The organism is Ensifer sp. Root558, assembly GCF_001427045.1.
Lineage (GTDB): Bacteria > Pseudomonadota > Alphaproteobacteria > Rhizobiales > Rhizobiaceae > Ensifer > Ensifer adhaerens.
In genome coordinates this window covers 1-16,782 of sequence record NZ_LMGC01000013.1, presented here as the reverse complement: position 1 = coordinate 16,782, position 16,782 = coordinate 1, and the positions used below count along the sequence as shown (strand labels likewise).

The 16,782-nt window shown below is 60.5% G+C and carries 14 protein-coding genes and 1 pseudogene; 3 read left to right on the top strand and 12 right to left on the bottom strand.

The genetic code is table 11. The features are described from left to right. Positions 1 to 21: 21 nt before the first annotated feature. The 9 genes from rraA to ASD63_RS16840 form a co-directional block, all read right to left on the bottom strand. Entirely contained in the window at positions 22 to 495 is a 474-nt protein-coding gene (rraA, locus tag ASD63_RS16880; RefSeq protein ID WP_060529537.1) for a ribonuclease E activity regulator RraA, read from the bottom strand. Positions 496 to 506: 11 nt separating this feature from the next. Beyond that, on the bottom strand, positions 507 to 1,145 hold the full coding sequence (otnC, locus tag ASD63_RS16875) for a 3-oxo-tetronate 4-phosphate decarboxylase (RefSeq protein WP_060529536.1): 639 nt from the start codon (positions 1,143 to 1,145) through the stop codon (positions 507 to 509). Continuing rightward, the gene (gene otnK / locus ASD63_RS16870; protein WP_034801925.1) at positions 1,142 to 2,413 is read right to left on the bottom strand and encodes a 3-oxo-tetronate kinase; all 1,272 of its coding nucleotides are present in this window, start codon (positions 2,411 to 2,413) and stop codon (positions 1,142 to 1,144) included. The genes otnC and otnK overlap by 4 nt, the downstream gene beginning before the upstream one ends. Before the next feature lie 20 nt (positions 2,414 to 2,433). Continuing rightward, positions 2,434 to 3,099: an arylsulfatase gene (locus ASD63_RS16865; protein ID WP_034801926.1), complete on the bottom strand. Its 666-nt coding sequence runs from the start codon at positions 3,097 to 3,099 to the stop codon at positions 2,434 to 2,436. Between the two features lie 59 nt (positions 3,100 to 3,158). After that, positions 3,159 to 4,235 carry an ABC transporter ATP-binding protein gene (locus tag ASD63_RS16860; RefSeq protein ID WP_034801927.1) on the bottom strand — a complete coding sequence of 359 codons (1,077 nt, stop codon included), beginning with the start codon at positions 4,233 to 4,235 and terminating at the stop codon, positions 3,159 to 3,161. Continuing rightward, positions 4,228 to 5,988: an iron ABC transporter permease gene (locus ASD63_RS16855; protein ID WP_060529535.1), complete on the bottom strand. Its 1,761-nt coding sequence runs from the start codon at positions 5,986 to 5,988 to the stop codon at positions 4,228 to 4,230. Before ASD63_RS16855 ends, ASD63_RS16860 begins: the two co-directional genes overlap by 8 nt. 61 nt (positions 5,989 to 6,049) lie before the next feature. Continuing rightward, positions 6,050 to 7,147, bottom strand: coding sequence for an ABC transporter substrate-binding protein (locus ASD63_RS16850; RefSeq protein WP_060529534.1), 1,098 nt, complete (start codon positions 7,145 to 7,147; stop codon positions 6,050 to 6,052). A 124-nt stretch (positions 7,148 to 7,271) separates the two neighbouring features. Further along, positions 7,272 to 8,366 (bottom strand): isocitrate/isopropylmalate dehydrogenase family protein, encoded by a 1,095-nt coding sequence (locus tag ASD63_RS16845; RefSeq protein ID WP_034801931.1) that lies wholly within the window; start codon positions 8,364 to 8,366, stop codon positions 7,272 to 7,274. Between the two features lie 87 nt (positions 8,367 to 8,453). Further along, positions 8,454 to 9,470, bottom strand: coding sequence for a GntR family transcriptional regulator (locus tag ASD63_RS16840; RefSeq protein WP_244497247.1), 1,017 nt, complete (start codon positions 9,468 to 9,470; stop codon positions 8,454 to 8,456). Positions 9,471 to 9,569: 99 nt separating this feature from the next. Between ASD63_RS16840 and acnA the strand changes: the two genes are divergently transcribed. Further along, complete coding sequence (gene acnA, locus ASD63_RS16835; protein ID WP_034801938.1) at positions 9,570 to 12,152, top strand: aconitate hydratase AcnA; 2,583 nt, start codon at positions 9,570 to 9,572, stop codon at positions 12,150 to 12,152. Positions 12,153 to 12,224: 72 nt separating this feature from the next. Here acnA and ASD63_RS16830 read toward each other — a convergent pair whose 3' ends face one another. Beyond that, a complete protein-coding gene (locus ASD63_RS16830; RefSeq protein WP_034801940.1) occupies positions 12,225 to 12,707 on the bottom strand; it encodes a BA14K family protein in 483 nt (160 codons plus the stop codon). A 358-nt stretch (positions 12,708 to 13,065) separates the two neighbouring features. Then, positions 13,066 to 13,977 (bottom strand): LysR substrate-binding domain-containing protein, encoded by a 912-nt coding sequence (locus ASD63_RS16825; RefSeq protein ID WP_060529533.1) that lies wholly within the window; start codon positions 13,975 to 13,977, stop codon positions 13,066 to 13,068. A gap of 122 nt (positions 13,978 to 14,099) precedes the next feature. Here ASD63_RS16825 and ASD63_RS16820 point away from each other — a divergent pair, with 122 nt between their 5' ends. Next, positions 14,100 to 15,353 carry an aromatic ring-hydroxylating dioxygenase subunit alpha gene (locus tag ASD63_RS16820; protein WP_034801946.1) on the top strand — a complete coding sequence of 418 codons (1,254 nt, stop codon included), beginning with the start codon at positions 14,100 to 14,102 and terminating at the stop codon, positions 15,351 to 15,353. Then, positions 15,343 to 16,428, top strand: a complete 1,086-nt coding sequence (locus ASD63_RS16815) for a hybrid-cluster NAD(P)-dependent oxidoreductase (protein ID WP_034801950.1) — start codon at positions 15,343 to 15,345, stop codon at positions 16,426 to 16,428. Before ASD63_RS16820 ends, ASD63_RS16815 begins: the two co-directional genes overlap by 11 nt. A gap of 45 nt (positions 16,429 to 16,473) precedes the next feature. On the opposite strand, the pseudogene ASD63_RS16810 reads toward ASD63_RS16815, so the two are convergent. Next, positions 16,474 to 16,782, bottom strand: a pseudogene (locus ASD63_RS16810) (aldehyde-activating protein); the annotation flags it as partial.

Here is a 16,782-nt window from a genome sequence, read left to right as displayed (position 1 = left end):
CGTGGTCACCGCACCATCCCCTCAGCAAAGATAGCGGGCGCTGACGAGCACGCCGTCCGCATCCGCATAGAGGTAGGCGCCGGGCGCGAACGTGACGCCGCCAAATTGGACCGGTATGCCCGTCTTGCCGGCACCGTCTTTCACGGACTTCTTCGGTGTCACCGAAAGGCAGAAAACGCCCACGTCCATCTCCGCGATCTCAGCACTGTCGCGCACCGCACCGTTGATCACGATGCCGGCCCAGCCATTGTCGCGAAGGATCATCGCGATCTGGTCGCCGAGCAAAGCGACGCGGCTCGAGGCGCCACCATCGACGACCATGACCCTGCCCTCGCCCGGCTTCTGCAGTTCGGCCTTCAACACAGCATTGTCCTCGAAGCATTTGACGGTCGCAATCGGACCGCGGAAGGACTTCGTCTTCCCGACTTTCAAAAAGGGAAGATCGCAGAAGTGCACTTCCTCCCCATGCGCATCGACGAGATCAGCCGTTTTCATCAGTTTCTCCTTCAATAGCTGCCGAAAACGGCCTTTAATTCCGAGACGTTTTCAGGGGAAAGCATGCGTTTCGGCGCATCGCGCAGCAGCACCAGCAGCTTGGCAGTTTCCTCCAGTTCCTCGGCTGCGTAGACCGCCGATGCGATATCCTTGCCGGTAACGACGGGGCCATGATTAGCAAGCAGCACGGCGGCATAGCGACCACCAAGCTCCGCGATCATGTCGCCCATGCTTTCATCGCCCGGCTTGACGTAGGGTAGCAGCCTCACTTGCCCCACGCGCATGACGACGTAAGGGGTGAGCGGCGGAATGCAGTCGTCCGGATCGGTGTCGGCAAGACAAGAGAGAGCCGTGGCGAAGGTCGAGTGGAGGTGAACCACCGCACCTGTCTGTGGTCGCGTTTCATAGAACGCCCGGTGCAGGAACACTTCCTTCGAGGGCTTGTCTCCGGAGATGTGCCGGCCGCTGCGATCGAGCTTCGAGATACGTGCAGGATCGAGGAAACCGAGGCACGAATTCGTCGGGGTCATCAGGATCCCGTCCTCGACCGCAGCACTGATGTTGCCGGCGGAGCCGACCGAGAAACCACGGTCGAACAACGACTTCGAAAGCCGAGCGATCTCGTCGCGCATCCTGATTTCAGCACTCATCTGCCTGCGAGCCTTTCCAACGCTTTGACAAAAAAATCGGGGGCGCCGAAATTGCCGGACTTCAGCGCCAACGACACAGCTTTTGCCCCACCCGACAACAACACCGGCACCCCGGGATCGATTTCCGGCCCAATCGTCAGCGCACCGAGATCGAGTGCCGAAACGACCGCCCCGGACGTTTCCCCACCGGCAACGACGAGGCGACGGACACCAGCCTTGACCAGTTCCTGAGCCGTTTTCGCAAAGAGTTCATCGAGCGCCGCGGCAACCGCTTCCCGGCCGAAGCGCGCTTGGACCGCCTGGACCTCGTCGGGGGTGCTCGAGGAATAGACGAGCGGCGCCCTGCCCTCGTTGGCAAGCAGGAAGGATGTCAGCATGGCGGTCGTCACCGAGCCGGCCATGACACCTCCAACGTCGATCGCGAGCGTCGGGTGGTTCTTGCGGTGGATCTCGACCTGTTCGCGGGTCGCACCGGAGCAGCTTCCGGCGAGAATGGCCTCCGGCCCATCGACGCCTGCGACGCTGGCGCTGGTTCCGGCAGCAAGGCCTTGCTCGATGAAGTTCGCGGCAAGACCGATCGCGATGCCAGAACCTCCCGTGACAAGGCGATCTCCCGCCGCAGCACGACCGATTGCGACGAGATCGTCATCCGTGATTGCATCGACGATGACGAGCGTGCGATTGCGCTCGCCGTTCTCCCGCAGCGCTGCTCCGATTTCGGCCGAGCCTTGCCGCACGACGGCGATCTCGACATGTCCAACCTCAGTCGTCGACTGGAGCCGCAGCCAGCGCCGGATGTCCGCATCGGTCATCGGGTTAAGTGGATGGTTTTGCAGGCCGGACTCGCTCAGAAGCCGATCCTTCACGAAGAGGTGACCGTTATAGACCGTTCGGTCGGCACCGGGAAATGCGGGGCAGGCAATCACGCCGCTGACGCCCAAGGCCTCAGCAAGCGCTTCGGCAACCGGGCCGATGTTGCCGGCCGGAGTGGAATCGAAGGTCGAGCAGTACTTGAAGACGATCTGCCGGCACCCCTGATCGAGCAGCCAGCGCAGGCTTTCCAGCGACTGTTCGACGGCCGACGCTACATCGATCGACCGGCTCTTTAGCGCAATGACGCCGGCTTCCACCTCGGGCTCGGCCTTTGCACGAGGGATTCCAAGGTATTGTACCGTGCGAAGACCACCCTGCCGCGGCAGGCCCTTGGCGAGCGTATTCGCGATATCGCTTGCCCCTGTAAAATCGTCTGCGATAACCCCAAGCAGCATTGAAGGTGTACTCCCGAATTTCATGCTGCGCCGAGAAGGCGCTTGAGTTTGTCGATGGCGGCATCCGGGCTCGACAGAACCGGGATGTCCGTCACCGCCCGCACCTCCGGTACGGCGCGTGCCGTGGAAAAATGCGCAAGCACGATGCTGTCGAAGCCACGCAAACCCGCCGCCGCTTCGGCGACGAGCCGATTGTGGGTCTCTACATCACCCGCCCGCACCGCCTCGATCGCTCCGTGAACCAGGAAGCTCTCCATGGTCGCGGTCGGATCGATCCTTTCGGCCTCTTCCAGAAACTCCGCCTCCATGCCGTCGCGCGCAGGCGGGAAGGTGTAGAGCATGGCAGTCCTGCCGCCTTTCCGGATCGCAGCCTCGAACATCGCCTCGTTGGGTTTCAGCACCGGGATGTCGACGGTCGCCGCAGCCTGCTCGATCGCCCGACCGAAGGCCGAGCAGGTAAACAGCACCGCCGCACTCCCGATCTGCCGCGCATATTGGGTCAAGGCCTCGATACGGGCCGTCAGGACTTCGGTGATGTCGGCGCTGGCGGCACGGTCGGGCGAAAGGCTGTCTTCCAGGAGGTTGACCAGATTGGCGTCCGGCCAGGCCGTTGCGAAAGCAAGTTTGATCGGTTCCATCGCGATCGGCGTTGCATGGACGAGCGTTATCCGAGGCTGTCTCGACATGAATATACCCTTGAATGGAGCGGTCGCCGCAAGAAGCAGCGACCGCCTGGCGGCCTTCGCTAGCGTTGGCCTGCCGAGAACACCCAGACGCTTTCAGATGGAATTCGTGCCCAGACCGTGCCGGTCGCAAGCTGCCTTGCGCCGTGTGCCTTGGCGACGAAATCACCGCGACGCAGACGGTATTCCCAGCGGTCGCCGAGATAGATACTGTCGTCGAGGTTCATCTCGAGCCCACCCGCCTCGGGCTGGTCGCTGACGCTGATCTGCTCGACCCGGATCACCGCCCGCGCGTCGTCGGATGGGTTGACGCCGGAGGCATCGCGCACGGTGCCGTCAAGGCTCCAGTTGTCGCCGCCGATGACGGCGCTGCGGCCGTTGATCGACTTGACCTTCGCCTTGACGATGTTGTTCGCGCCCAGGAAGTCAGCCGAATAGAAGCTGTTCGGGTTGGAATAGATCTCCTGTGGTCCGCCTTGCTGAACGATGCGACCGTCCTGCAGCAGGAGAATGTTGTCGGCTGCGGCGAGCGCCTCGCTTTGATCGTGCGTGACGAGGATAGCGCAAATTTCAAGGTCGAGGATCAGCTTGCGGATCCAGTAGCGAGCCTCCTCCCTCAGCTTCGCATCGAGATTGGAGAGCGGCTCGTCGAGCAACAGCACGCGCGGCTCGTAAACCAGCGCCCGGCAGATGGCGACGCGCTGTTGCTGACCGCCCGACAGTTGCGACGGGAAGCGATCGGAAAGATGGCCAAGACCCATGCGCTCCAGGATCGCCTGCACGCGCTTTTCGATATCGGCCTGCGTCACGCCGCGGAGCTTCAGCCCGTAGCCGACATTTTCCTTGACGGTGCGATGTGGCCAAAGAGCGTAGGACTGAAACACCAGACCGATGTTGCGCTGCTCGGGCGGAAGCGCGAGCTTCTTTTCGCCATCGAGCACGGTCTTGCCGCCGATGACAATCTGGCCAATCTCCGGCTGCTCGAGCCCGGCGATACAGCGCAACAGTGTGGTCTTGCCGCTGCCCGACGCGCCGAGCAGGGCGACGATGGAGCCGCGCTGCGCGGTGAAGGACGCGCCTTTGAGGATCTGCAGACCGCCCAGCCACTTCTGGACATTGCTGACAACGAGTTCAGTCATGGATTTTTGCTCCCAAGCGGAGGGCGAGTGCGAGACCTGCGCCCGTCAAGACGATGCTGATGAGGGAAAGAGCGGCGATCGTGTTCATGGCGCCGGTCTGAAGAAGGGAGACCATCAGCGAACCGATGACTTCCGTGCCGGCGCCCATGAGGTAGACGCCGGTCGCGTATTCGCGGAGGAAGATGATCATGATGAGCGCCCAGGCACCGGCCAGACCCGGCCGGACGATCGGGATCACCACATCCTTCCAAGTGCGGCCGATCGTGGCGCCCGTGGTGCGCGCGGACTCCTCGAGCTCCGGCGCAACCTGAATGAGCGTGCCCTGCAAGAGGCGCAGACCATAGGACAAGCCGACGACCAGATAGGCGACGAAAAGGCTGACCAGTGTTGGCCTCAGCGGCGTAAGCAACGGCACAAACAGGAAGACCCAGAAGAAGGCAAGGCCGACGACGAGGCCCGGAAGCGCACGCGGCAGGAGTACGATATAATCCAGCACCGTGTTCGACATGCCCCAGTTGCGGTGACCGGCCAGGCCGACGGCGAGATAGATCGCCACCGCCGCAGCACCACCGACCACCGACAGGATGATCGTGTTGATGATACCGTTGTAGAGGCTCGGCACTTCGAGCATGCGGCTGAAATTGGTGAGCGTCAGTTGGTCGAAGAGGTTGACGCCCTCGCCCCAGGCATCGACGAAGGCACGTACGGTGATGCCGCCGATCGGGAGGACAACCGATACGAAGAGCCAGAAACCGATGAGCGAAAGGGCAATGACCTGGCCGCTCGCGCCGAGTTTCAAGGTGGCGACCCGGGCACCCTTTCCGCCGAGCGCTGCATACTTGCGAGCATTGCGCAGCAGCCTGCGCTGCATCCAGACGAGCGGCAGCGTGATCAGTACCAAAACGACCGCGACGACAGCCATGAGCTGATAGGTCGGTGTGCCGAACAGCGTCGTCAACTTGTAGATATAGGTGGTCAGCACCATGATCCCGTTCGGATCGCCAAGAACGAGCGGAATGCCGAAGGTCTCGAAGCCGAGCAGGATGTTGAGGGCCGCCGCAAAAATCAGCGCCGGCAGCACCATAGGCAGCGTGACGTCGCGCGAAACCTGCCAGACGGAAGCGCCGGTGGTGCGTGCGGCTTCTTCGAGGTCCGACGGCAGGTTCCTCATGGCCGAAGAGACATAGAGGTAGACGTGCGGAACGTGGCTCAGACCGGCGATCAGGATCATGCCCGGCAGGCTGTAAATGTTCCAGGGTACGAAGCCCAGCACACTGCGGACGAAGAGCGAGACGAAACCGGTCGGACCGACCGACACCGTGTAGCCAAAGGCAAGCACGATAGACGAAATGAACATAGGCACGAGCACGAGGATCTCGAGCAGTCGCTTGCCCTTGATGTCGGTGCGCGTGATCAGAAAGGCGAGCAGACCCCCGAGCGGCACTGCGATCGCCACCATGCCGAAGGAGAAGATCGCCGTCGTACCGAGAGCGCGATAGAAATTCTTGTCGGTGAAGACGTACTTGTACGCATCGAAGCCGAAGTGCGCACGGGGGCTGAAGAACGCAGCCGTCAGGAAACTCTGATAGATGATCAGGCCGACGGGTGCCAGGACGGCAACCGCGAGCAGACCGATGACGATGCGCCGATAAAAGTTTGCATTTCCATGCCGCGGCATCTTTGCCGGATACTTCTTTTCGGCTGCGGCTTTCGTCAAAGGGACTGCAGCCGGTGCTTGGATGTGGGTTGACATTCTATGCCTCTCGCAAACGGTGGCGGAACCGCGGCGCCTGAGCGCCGCGGTCGGCTAAGCATCAACGGCCGAGGGCGGCTTTCCAGTCGTTGAGGAACTGAACGCGCTTCATCTGGTCCATGTATTCCAGAACACCCTCGTCGACGGCGATCGGCTTCAGGCCGCCGCCGACGCGTTCGTTAAGCGTCTTGATGTTGAGGCCGGCGGTCACGTCTTCACGGATCGACGGCAGGCCGCCTTCAGCCAGAAGCGACTGGCCTTCGGACGACAACATGAAGTCGACGAAAAGCTTGGCCGCGTTCGAATGCGGAGCGTCCTTGGTGATCAGCGCCAGACGCGAGAAGGCCGGCGTATAGTCCGTGGCGAAATGCACGCCGAGGTTCGGGCTCTCCTTGACCCAATCGAGCGCGTAAGAGCCGATAATGTTGATGGCGATGACGTTTTCACCCGAAACGACCGTTTCCTTCATGCCGCCGGAGCTGGAATAGATCTTGGCGCCATTGTCGCCCATGGCCTTAGCAAGATCCCAGAAATCCGGCCGGTTGCGTGCGTCGTTGGAGTGGTGCAGGAAGCCGGAGCCGCTCTTTTCAGGATCGAACGTGGCAACCTTGCCCTGAAGCTCGGTCTTGTTGCTCTTCAGGAACGTGATCATGTCGCCATAGGTCTTCGGAAGCTTGTCTTCGGAAAGCGCCTTGGTGTTGTAGATCACGCCGATCGGTTCGACCGTGGTGGCGTAGAGCGTGTTCTTGTAGTTGGCCCAGCTCGGAAGATTGCCGGCTTCAGGTGAAGCGTATTCGGCCGCATAGCCATCCTGAACCAGCGTCATCTGCAGGTCCATCGCCGAACTCCAGACGATGTCGGCGGTGGTCTGGCTGGCGGCGGCCTCCGAGATCACCTGGTTATAGGCGCCGTTCGTCCCGAGATCGTTATAGGCGATCTTGATTCCGTACTTCTTGGTAAAGGCATCCTGTAGCTTCTGCGACTGGGCAGCATCGGTCGAGGTGTAGATCGAAACGGTGCCCTCCTGTTTCGCCTTGGCGATGAGTTCCGCATAATCTGCTGGATAGCCCGCGGGTACTTCCTGCGCGTGCGCCGAAAATGCCGTCATGACCGCGGTGACCGCAACGGCCGCAAGGCGGCCGGAAACATACTTGTTCATCTTCTCTTCTCCCAAAAGACGCCCGGCTCCAAATCTCCTCCGGGCAGTTTCGCGAGGGCCGTTGCCGCCCTCGCGTCTCCATGTCCACTCTTTGGCTTTTAATTATCCAAAGTACAAACCTCGATCAGGCGCTCGCAAGCTTCCGATCACCCTCACCACTGCGAACAGCACGTGCCACGAGCGAACCAAAAGCATCCGTGCCGGTGCTGCCGCCGAGGTCGCGCGTCCGCGCGTCGGGGTTCGCGAGAACCTCGTCGACCGCCCGCTCGATCTCCGCGCCCGCCGCTTCAAATTGTGGCAGACCGCGCTGCTCGCCGAGCCAGCTGAGCATCATGGCTGCGGACAGGATTAGCGAAGTCGGGTTGGCGACGTTCTGGTTCTGGATATCGGGGGCAGAGCCGTGCTGCGCCTGGGCACAGACAAGACCTGTCTCGGCATTGGCGTTGATCGAACCGGCCAAGCCGAGACTACCCGAGAGCTCGCTGGCGAGATCCGAAAGAATGTCCGAGTAGAAATTTGTCGCGACGATCACGTCAAACCGCGAGGGGTCGCGAACCAGATGGGCAGCCATCGCGTCGATGATGAATTCGTTGAGCGTGACCTCGGGGTATTCGGCGGCGACCTTGCGTACCTGCTGAAGGAACAGGCCGTCCGTAAGGATAAAGTTGTTGGCTTTGTGGACCGCAGTCACCTTCTTGTTGCGCTTCATGGCGAGCAGGAAGGCCTGTCGCGCTATGCGCTCGCAGGCAGAGGCGGTGATTTTGCGCACGGAAAGCGCCACGTCCGGCGTCGGCATGAACTCTCCCGTACCGGCATACATGTTGCGATCGGGATAAAAGCCTTCCGTCGCCTCGCGCATAATGACGAGGTCCATCTTCTTGGCGTCGTTCAAGAACGGACGGGAGCGCGCCGGACGCACATTCGCGTAGAGGTCCAGCTTGACGCGGAAGCCTGCCGAGACGTTCACGCCACCCTTGTCGCGGGCCGGATAATCCATGTGGGACTGGGGGCCCAAGATAATGCCATCAAAAGTGCGGGCACGATCCAGCGTCTCGTCGCGAAGCGTCGAGCCGAATTTTTCCAGGCTCGCGAAACCGGTGTCTTCGAAATGGTACTCGAGGCCGAGATCGAAAGCCGCGTCGGCTGCCTTCAGGACCTCCATGGTTGCCGCAGTGATCTCCGGACCGATTCCATCACACGGCGTCACGAATATTTTCATCAGCTAATCTCCCATGAGGCGACGAGCGAAGTCGCCGCTCTACGTCACGGGCGAATTATTGGCTTTTTAAATCTGAAAATGCAATCTCTATTTTTCGAGATTGTCTTTTTCATGCGCTTGGTGCGACCAGGACCAGGTAATCGGCGACTTCTTCGACAGCGCGCCCCCAAGGTGCCGACGCATAGCGTAGGAAGCCTCGACGACCTCGCCGCGCTCAAGAAGATCAAGGATTTCGAGGTGTTCCTGGCATTGCCGTACCGTACGGCTACGATCGACGCGGGATCGATATTCGAGGAGGCGTCGCATGCGGTTTACCCGCACTAGCGAGATGTGGAAGAAGGGATTGTTTGACATCTTGATGAGCTCTTCGTGGAAAAGCGCGCCATTGTGCAGAAGGCGCTCCGCCGGTAGTCGCTCGATGTCCGTCTCAAGCATGCGCATCTGGATGCGCCGTTGCTCATCGATGATCTTTCGATCGAGGCTGAACTCCGGCTCAAGCATGGCGGCCGGCTCGATCAGCATGCGAAAACGATAGATCTGCTCGAAGGCTTCCGGTGTTTTTGCGACCGGCAGGAAGCGCCAGCCATAACCCTGCTTGCGCTCAGCCCATCCTTCACGGGTCGCGCGCATCAGCACGTCGTTAACCTGGGACTTGGTCAGTTCGTAGCGCTCGCGCAGCGTCTGCTCCGTGACCTCCGCCGGGATACGGTCGGTTAGCCAGTCTTCGGCAAGGCGCTGGTAGTCGTTCGCAACTTCGAACGGCTCGGCGTCTTCACGGACCCGCTCGGCGATGGCACCTGGCGGTTCTTTCACAAAGAAGCCGCGGTTCTCCTTCTGCTCCAGCAGCCCCTGCCCGGCTAGGATCTCCATCGCCTCGCGGACCGGTGAACGGGAAACGCCGAAACGATCGGCCAATTGTTGCGTCTTTACATGGTCGCCGACAGTGAGCTCTCCCGATGTCACAAGCAGGCTGATTTCGTTGGCGATGGTCTGGGCCAATTGGCTGGAACGCATGTCGATATTCCCCGGATTCGGAAAGCTTTGCCGGGTCCAACGATATTTCACCCCACCGCCAAAGGGAACTGACATCCCTTCTTTTTGCATATTTCGCCAACGAAAAAGCCAAAGGAAGGCGGTCCATTGATTGACTTTGCTGCTATTGTGGCTTTTTAGTTATAAAAAAGCAATATAGGAGCAATCGACATGGTGCTGCGCATTCCTTCGGAACACGGAACGCTGAACGCAATTGACCTGCGCACCGCTTTTGGTCCTGACTTCGAATGCCTGCCCTGGGTTCTGCGTAATCTCCTTGAAAACGTAGCGCGCAAGGATGTGGCTCGGTTATCCGCCACCGTTTCGGCCCTCAAGGCCTGGCTTTTGACTGGCACGAGCGAGGCAGAAATCGCATTTCACCCCTCCCGTGTCCTCATGCACGATACGACGTGTGTGCCGGCTCTCGTTGATATTGCCGCCATGCGGGACGCGGTCGCGGATGCTGGTGGCGATCCGAGCGAATTGAGCCCCGTTCTCCCGGTCGACGTCTCCGTCGATCACAGCGTTGCCGTCGATCGCTACGGCCAGCCTGATGCCCGCCGTTTCAACATGCAACGGGAAATGGACAGAAACAGCGAGCGCTACCGCCTGATGAAGTGGGCAACCCAGGCTCTACCGGGTGTCAAGGTGCACGCCCCAGGTACCGGCATCATGCACACGATCAACCTCGAGCAACTCGCAAAGGTGATTTCCATCGAGGAACGCGATGGAGAAAAATGGGCCGTACCCGACACGCTGATCGGCACGGACAGCCACACGCCGATGATCAACGGCATCGGCGTATTGGCTTGGGGCGTCGGGGGTCTTGAGGCCGAAAGCGTCTTTTTTGGGTTTCCTGTGACGCTACGCATTCCCGATGTGGTCGGCGTGCGGTTGATGGGACGGCTCGCACCAGGCGTTCTGTCAACCGATCTCGCGCTGGAAGTGACCCACCTGCTGCGGCGTCATGGAATATCAGGGGAATTTGTCGAATTCTTCGGCGAGGGTGTTTCGACGCTTTCGGCCGGAGACCGCGCCGTCGTCGCCAATATGGCACCGGAATACGGCGCCTCGACGGGTTACTTCCCTATAGACGAACAAACCCTTTCCTATCTCGCCCAGACGGGTCGCTCTCCGTCCCATTGCCAACTCGTCCGCGACGCGGCGAAGATGCTCGGCCTCTGGTTCGAGCCTGCCGTTTCGCCGCGCTATACCGGCGTGATCGAGCTCGACCTTGCGGCGGTCGAACCCTTGATGGCCGGTCCACGCCGCCCGCAGGACAAGCTGCCATTGGCCGATGCCCTAGGTGCACTTGAGACCGCATGCGGCCGGCCCTTGGAGCAAGGCAAACCCGGCATACCGGACGGCGCAATCGCGATCGCCGCCATCACGAGCTGCACCAACACGTCGGATCAACGGCTGTTGGTCGCGGCGGGCCTGGTTGCCCGCAATGCGAACCGGTTGGGTCTGCGCCCACCCTACTGGGTCAAGACATCGCTGGCACCCGGCTCGCCATCGGCCGAGCGTTTCTTGAGGCGCAGTGGATTGCTTGCTGATCTTGAGGCCGTCGGGTTCGACATCGTGGGGCACGGGTGCACGACCTGCATCGGAAACTCTGGTCCGCTTCAGGGCGATATGGCTGAAGCAATCGCCGGCGGCACGATCGCGGCAGCACTGCTTTCCGGTAATCGCAACTTTCCTGGCCGCGTGCATCCAAGCCTCCAGTTCGGCTTCCTGGCATCGCCGCCTCATGTTGTGGCTCTGTCGTTGATCGGAAGGTTCATTCCAAACCCCATGAAGTGGGAAATCGCCCGGAGCCCGGAGCAGACAGCCATTCATCTCGGTGATTTGATGCCTGGCAGTGACGAGATCGACGCTGTTCTCAAGCAGCATTCCGACGCACAAGATTTTCCCCAGGCTTTCCTGGATGCGGAACGAAATGATGCCTGGCGCGCGCTGGCCGCTCCGAAGTCGCCGACGTTTCCGTGGAACGAAGCCTCAACCTACATCCGCCGGCCACCCTTTGCTGCTGTGGAGACAGCCAATCGCCTCGGAAACTACAGGGCACATCCCTTGCTCGTGTTGGGGGACGACATGACGACGGACCATATCTCGCCCGCGGGCCAGATTAGCGCTTCGAGCTTCGCCGGCCGCCACCTCGTGGCCGCTGGCGACCCTGCGGACGATCTTAACGTCTACGCCGCACGTCGCGGTAATTGGAAAGCAATGGTGCGCGGCCTCTTTGACAATCGTACAGCCGCCAACCACCTCCTTGGCGGAAGGCCTGCATCGATGACCATCCACGCGCCTACAGGGGAGGAAGCGCCGCTGTGGGAGACGGCGGAGCGCTACCGATTGGAGCACCGGTCCGTCGTTATCATTGCAGGGCAACGCTATGGCGCTGGATCGTCGCGAGACTGGGCCGCAAAAGGCATCGGGCTACTCGGCGTTCGCGCCGTGATCGCCTTGAGTTTTGAGCGGATTCATCGAACAAACCTCATTGGCATGGGCATCCTTCCTATTCTTCTGCAGGAGGAGGAAGTGCCGCGGATAACAGCCACCGATCTCCTGGAAGTCAACGCGACGACCATTTCTCCGCGCGGACCCGTGCCACTGGTCTTGAGACGTGTTTCAGGTGAATGCCTGCGATTGACGGCCCGAGCAGCCGTGGAGACGGGGCAAGAAGTAGAGAGCCTCCTAGCAGGCGGCATGATCCCCCAAATTCTGGGTCGCCACTTCAAGCAACGCGGCTGAAGCAGCAACCACCACGGTGTCGGAGAGCATCGAAGCGACCCGACACGTTCTGGCAAGCGGGCGCCTCGCTGGTCAGTAGTACGGCGACACACATTCCTGGCGCGGCCCATAATAGGGTTGGAAGGAGTTGTCGTAGGCACGGTACGAACGATAGCGGTCATAGCACCATTCGACATGCGACGACGGCGCGTTGGAATAGACCTGCCGAGGCGGTGAGGCGATTGCGCCACCGATGATCACTCCTGTCCCGAATGCGGCCAGGGGATACCACCATCCATCACTGTGGCGACGGTACCCGTCGCGGCGGTACCGGTAACCCTCATAGCCATTGTAATGGCCGTATCGTGGAGCTGCATTGTAGCGGTTGCTGCCGTAGCGGTAGACGTCGTAGCCGCGCTTGTGCGGCGGTCCGCCGTAATGGCCTGGCTTATGATGGATCAAATCGACCGGCTGGGAGGTCTGCCCAGTGGAAACAGCGAACATCGGAACCGCCTGCGCCGAGACCGCCGATAGCGCCGTGCCGGCGGCCAAGAGTACTGCACCTATTTTCTTCATAAATTTCCCACCTACAGAGTCCTAGCGATCGGCATTCGACCTCCACGGGTCAAATGGGCTCGGCACCATGCAGGTGCCACCGATCATCAACAGATCGAATCCCTCTGACCAAGTTAGTTACCGCGAGAGGTTCCGCCATAGGACCTCAGTCTTATGGCGGCCGGCAAAGGTCTTATGTGCTCGGCAAGCGCATCGGTTGGCGCGGCAAAAAAGGCGTCGCATTGGCTCATTCCGGAGCGAGCCCGGCCGCCGTGAAGGAGCATTTATCGATCACCAAACGGCTGTCGCTCAGTTCTCAAAAAAGAAGAGTGGCGGGACGCGCTAAATCGGCCCCCGACCACAAGTTACGGACGATCTCTCATTCAGCGCTTGAAGAGATCTCGCGCAGCCACTCGATGAACAGCCGTCCGCTTTCCTTTTTCGGTCTTCTCGCCGGCACCACGACAAAATATGCCGCCCTGGTGCGAATGGAGGCTTCGGTAAGGCGGACCAAACGAGTTTGCCGAATAAGGTCAGAGACAAGGCGGTTCCAGCCGAGGGCAATGCCTTGCCCGTTCATCGCCGCATAAATGGCTTCCGTATAGAAGCTGCATCGCAGGCCGCGGGCGCGTTTCGGCGCTTTTACGGAAAATGCTGCAAGCCATTCATCCCAGCCCGTCCATGTCGGGTCATCAATATCGCTCGTAATCAGCGGATGATTGATGAGGTCTCCCGGCGTGCGGATCGGATCCGCCGTGGCCAGATAATCTGCACTGCAAATCGGGAAAACCTCGTCCTCGAACAGGAACTCCGCCTGGCCGTCTGGCCAGGTACCGGTCCCGTAGCGGATCGCCAGGTCCACATCGCTAGCCTCGATACTCGTTCGAGCATCCTGTGTGATGATGCGAAGCTTGATTTCGGGATAGGCTCGAGAAAACGCAGCGATCCTTGGCAGCAGCCAGAAATGTGAAAAGGAGATGGTCGCTGCAATTGCCAGCTCGTCATCTGCTCCCTCCGACCGAAGATCCGCAACGGTGTCGGCAATAAGATTGAACGCGTCGCCGGCCGCTGCGTAAAGCAGCCGGCCTTTATCAGTCAGTTCGATCTTGCGATGAAGCCGCCGAAACAAGGGGAACCCAAAGTCCTCTTCGAGCAAATGGATCTGTCTGCTTATAGCCGCCTGCGTCACGCCGAGTTCCGTCGCGGCCCGTGTGAAGCTCGACAATCGAGCCGCTGCCTCAAAGGCCGTCAGCGCGGTGAGCGGCGGGAGTTTCTTCCTCAGATTGACCATCTTGGATCCATTACATTTGGTAATGTGAAACGCGCATATTTGTGCCGTTGAGCGACTGCCGCGCCTGAGCGATCCTCTTTGTGGAGCCCCTCGAGCTTCCGATCGGAACATAAGGTGGAATTATGCTGCAGACATTTTCTTCTCCCATATCATCGCTGCTTGATGCAAGAGCGGAGGGCCATTCGCTTCCCGCCGGTCTCTACACGCGAGAGGATGTCTTCGAGGCGGATCTGGAGGTCTTTTTCCGCCGGCACTGGATCTGCATTGGGCTTGAATGCGATGTACCGGAGCCGGGCGATGCAACCGTCGTCGATATTGGCAAGACCAGCCTCATCCTCCTGCGCGACGATGACGGCGGGATCCGCGTCATGCACAATGTCTGCCGCCACCGAGGCGCCCGACTGCTCGATCCAGGCAAGACGATCGTTTCGAAGCTTGTCTGTCCCTACCACACCTGGACCTATGAGCTTTCCGGTGAACTGAGCTATGCGCCCCATATGGGCAAGAGCTTCGACAAGGAATGCCGCAGCCTCAAGCCCGTGATCTTCAAGTCGGTTGGCGGCCTTGTTTATGTCTGCCTTTCGAACGATCCGCCCGAAGATATTGAGCGTCTCGTCGGGGTCATGGCAGAACGGCTTGCTCCCTACGATATCGCCAACGCCAAGGTCGCGTATGAATCCGATGTCATCGAACAAGGCAACTGGAAGCTCACGATCGAGAACAACCGTGAATGCTACCACTGTTCCGCCAACCATCCCGAGCTCTGCGTCTCCTTCGTCGACCTCGATTTCGGCTTCGATCCGGACGCTTTGAGCCCGGAAGATCGCGCCCAGGCGGAGGAGCATTTTTCGCTCTATGAGGAGCGCACCAGGCGGTGGGAGGCAGATGGCTACCCCTCCGCGGCGGTCGAGCAACTGGTGGACTGCACCACCAACTTTCGGACGCAACGGCTGATCATTTCGGGGGCGGGCGAATCCCAGACGCCCGACGCGACCGCTGCCTCGGCAAAGCTGCTCGGCACGATGTCGCGCAAGGATCTCGGCGACATGCATCTCTGGGGTCACAACAGCTGGAACCACTTCATGGGCGACCACGCCGTCGTTTCGATCGTCATCCCCCTATCGGCCGACAAGACGCTCGTGCGGACGAAATGGCTTGTGCACAAGGATGCCGTCGAGGGGGTCGACTACGAACTCGAAAAGCTCACCAACGTCTGGATCGCCACAACCGAGCAGGACGCCGAACTGGTCGCCCGCTCCCACGCCGGCGTCGAAGATCCCGCTTACGTGCCGGGTCCCTACTCGCCCTTCTCCGAAACAAACCTCGACAAATTCGCGTCGTGGTACATCGATCGGATGCGCGCCCATGGATACTAAGAGCAACTTTTCTCCCGCCGGGCGTCTCGAGCCGAGCGATATCTGGAGCCGCGACGCGGACGAGGACCTGGTCTGCATCGATGTCCATCAGGAAACACACGACGTGAAGACCTTTACCTTTGCGTCCACCGAAGGCAAACGTTTTGCCTTCGAAGCCGGTCAGTATTTCCTGTTCGACCTCGATATCGAGGGCGAGCCGGAAAGCCGCTGCTACAGCATCTCGTCCTCGCCGAAGCGCAGCAATGCGTTCTCGGTGACCGTCAAGCGCGTCGCCGACGGCAAGATCTCGAACTGGCTTCACGATCGGCTCACGGTCAACGCCAAGGTCAAGGCGAACGGTCCCCTCGGCCAGTTCATTCGCCCGAACGGTCGGAAGTACCTTTTTCTGTCGGGAGGGTCGGGGATCACACCGGTCATGGCGATGGTTCGCGAATTGGCCGATACATGCGAGCCTGTCGACGTCGTCTTCATGCACGCGGCGCGAACCCCGAAGGACCTCATCTTCCGCGACGAACTCGCGTCACTCGCCTACCGGATGAAGGGCCTGCGCTTGCAGTTTCTGCCGGAAGTCGTTACCGGCGAAACCAACTGGCATGGCCTGACGGGACGCATATCGGCTGCTTACTTGCAGCTTGCTGTTCCCGATATCGCCGAACGCATTGTCATGTGCTGCGGCCCTGCCCCGTTCATGGCGGCAGCGCGCACGATCGCTGCCGAACTCGGCGTTCCGCAATCCAACTACATCGAGGAGAGCTTCGATGCGGCCGTGATCGACACCCCGGATATTCCTATCGTCGATCAGCCGGCGACCCGAACGTTCCAGGTCGAGTTCTCCAAACAGGGCCGCAAGATCGAAATCGGGGGCGAGCAGACCGTGCTTTCCTGCGCAAAGAAAGCGGGCGTAAAACTCGCCTCATCGTGTTCGAACGGCGTCTGCGGCACGTGCAAGTCCAAGCTCGTATCGGGTTCGGTCGAGATGAACCACAATGGCGGGATAAGGCAACGAGAGATCGATGCTGGGCTTTTCCTTCCTTGCTGTTCGAAGCCGCTCAGTGATCTCGTCGTCGATCGCTAGGCTTGGCCTAGCGATCGACATAGCGGACAGTCAGCGGTCTGACTATTAGGCAGGAAGCGCGCCGCTCTTCTTGGCCGCCCAGGTGGCGAGAACGTCCATCAGGACTGGGTTGAGACAGTCATAGGGTTCGAGGCCCAGTTCGCGCAGCCGCGCGCGCATGCTGTCCATTCCGGCCGGGTCATAGCCGCTCTCGATGATCGACGATACGAAGGCGGCAAAACCCGGTTTTGCCCAGCCTGCCTCCTGGAAGCGCTCAGGATGAACGAAGGAAAGCCCCTTGAACGCGTGGTCACGCTCGACCGGGCCGTACATGTGTACGCCGCAATCCTTGCACGCATGTCGCTGGATCAGCGC

Coding starts and splice junctions, on each gene's coding strand:
- ASD63_RS16865 (WP_034801926.1), bottom strand. CDS start 3,099: ATGTCGAGACAGCCTCGGATAACGCTCGTCCATGCAACGCCGATCGCG.
- ASD63_RS16815 (WP_034801950.1), top strand. CDS start 15,343: ATGGATACTAAGAGCAACTTTTCTCCCGCCGGGCGTCTCGAGCCGAGC.
- acnA (WP_034801938.1), top strand. CDS start 9,570: ATGGTGCTGCGCATTCCTTCGGAACACGGAACGCTGAACGCAATTGAC.
- ASD63_RS16820 (WP_034801946.1), top strand. CDS start 14,100: ATGCTGCAGACATTTTCTTCTCCCATATCATCGCTGCTTGATGCAAGA.
- ASD63_RS16860 (WP_034801927.1), bottom strand. CDS start 4,235: ATGACTGAACTCGTTGTCAGCAATGTCCAGAAGTGGCTGGGCGGTCTG.
- ASD63_RS16840 (WP_244497247.1), bottom strand. CDS start 9,470: ATGCAAAAAGAAGGGATGTCAGTTCCCTTTGGCGGTGGGGTGAAATAT.
- ASD63_RS16825 (WP_060529533.1), bottom strand. CDS start 13,977: ATGGTCAATCTGAGGAAGAAACTCCCGCCGCTCACCGCGCTGACGGCC.
- rraA (WP_060529537.1), bottom strand. CDS start 495: ATGAAAACGGCTGATCTCGTCGATGCGCATGGGGAGGAAGTGCACTTC.
- ASD63_RS16845 (WP_034801931.1), bottom strand. CDS start 8,366: ATGAAAATATTCGTGACGCCGTGTGATGGAATCGGTCCGGAGATCACT.
- ASD63_RS16855 (WP_060529535.1), bottom strand. CDS start 5,988: ATGTCAACCCACATCCAAGCACCGGCTGCAGTCCCTTTGACGAAAGCC.
- ASD63_RS16850 (WP_060529534.1), bottom strand. CDS start 7,147: ATGAACAAGTATGTTTCCGGCCGCCTTGCGGCCGTTGCGGTCACCGCG.
- otnK (WP_034801925.1), bottom strand. CDS start 2,413: ATGCTGCTTGGGGTTATCGCAGACGATTTTACAGGGGCAAGCGATATC.
- ASD63_RS16830 (WP_034801940.1), bottom strand. CDS start 12,707: ATGAAGAAAATAGGTGCAGTACTCTTGGCCGCCGGCACGGCGCTATCG.
- otnC (WP_060529536.1), bottom strand. CDS start 1,145: ATGAGTGCTGAAATCAGGATGCGCGACGAGATCGCTCGGCTTTCGAAG.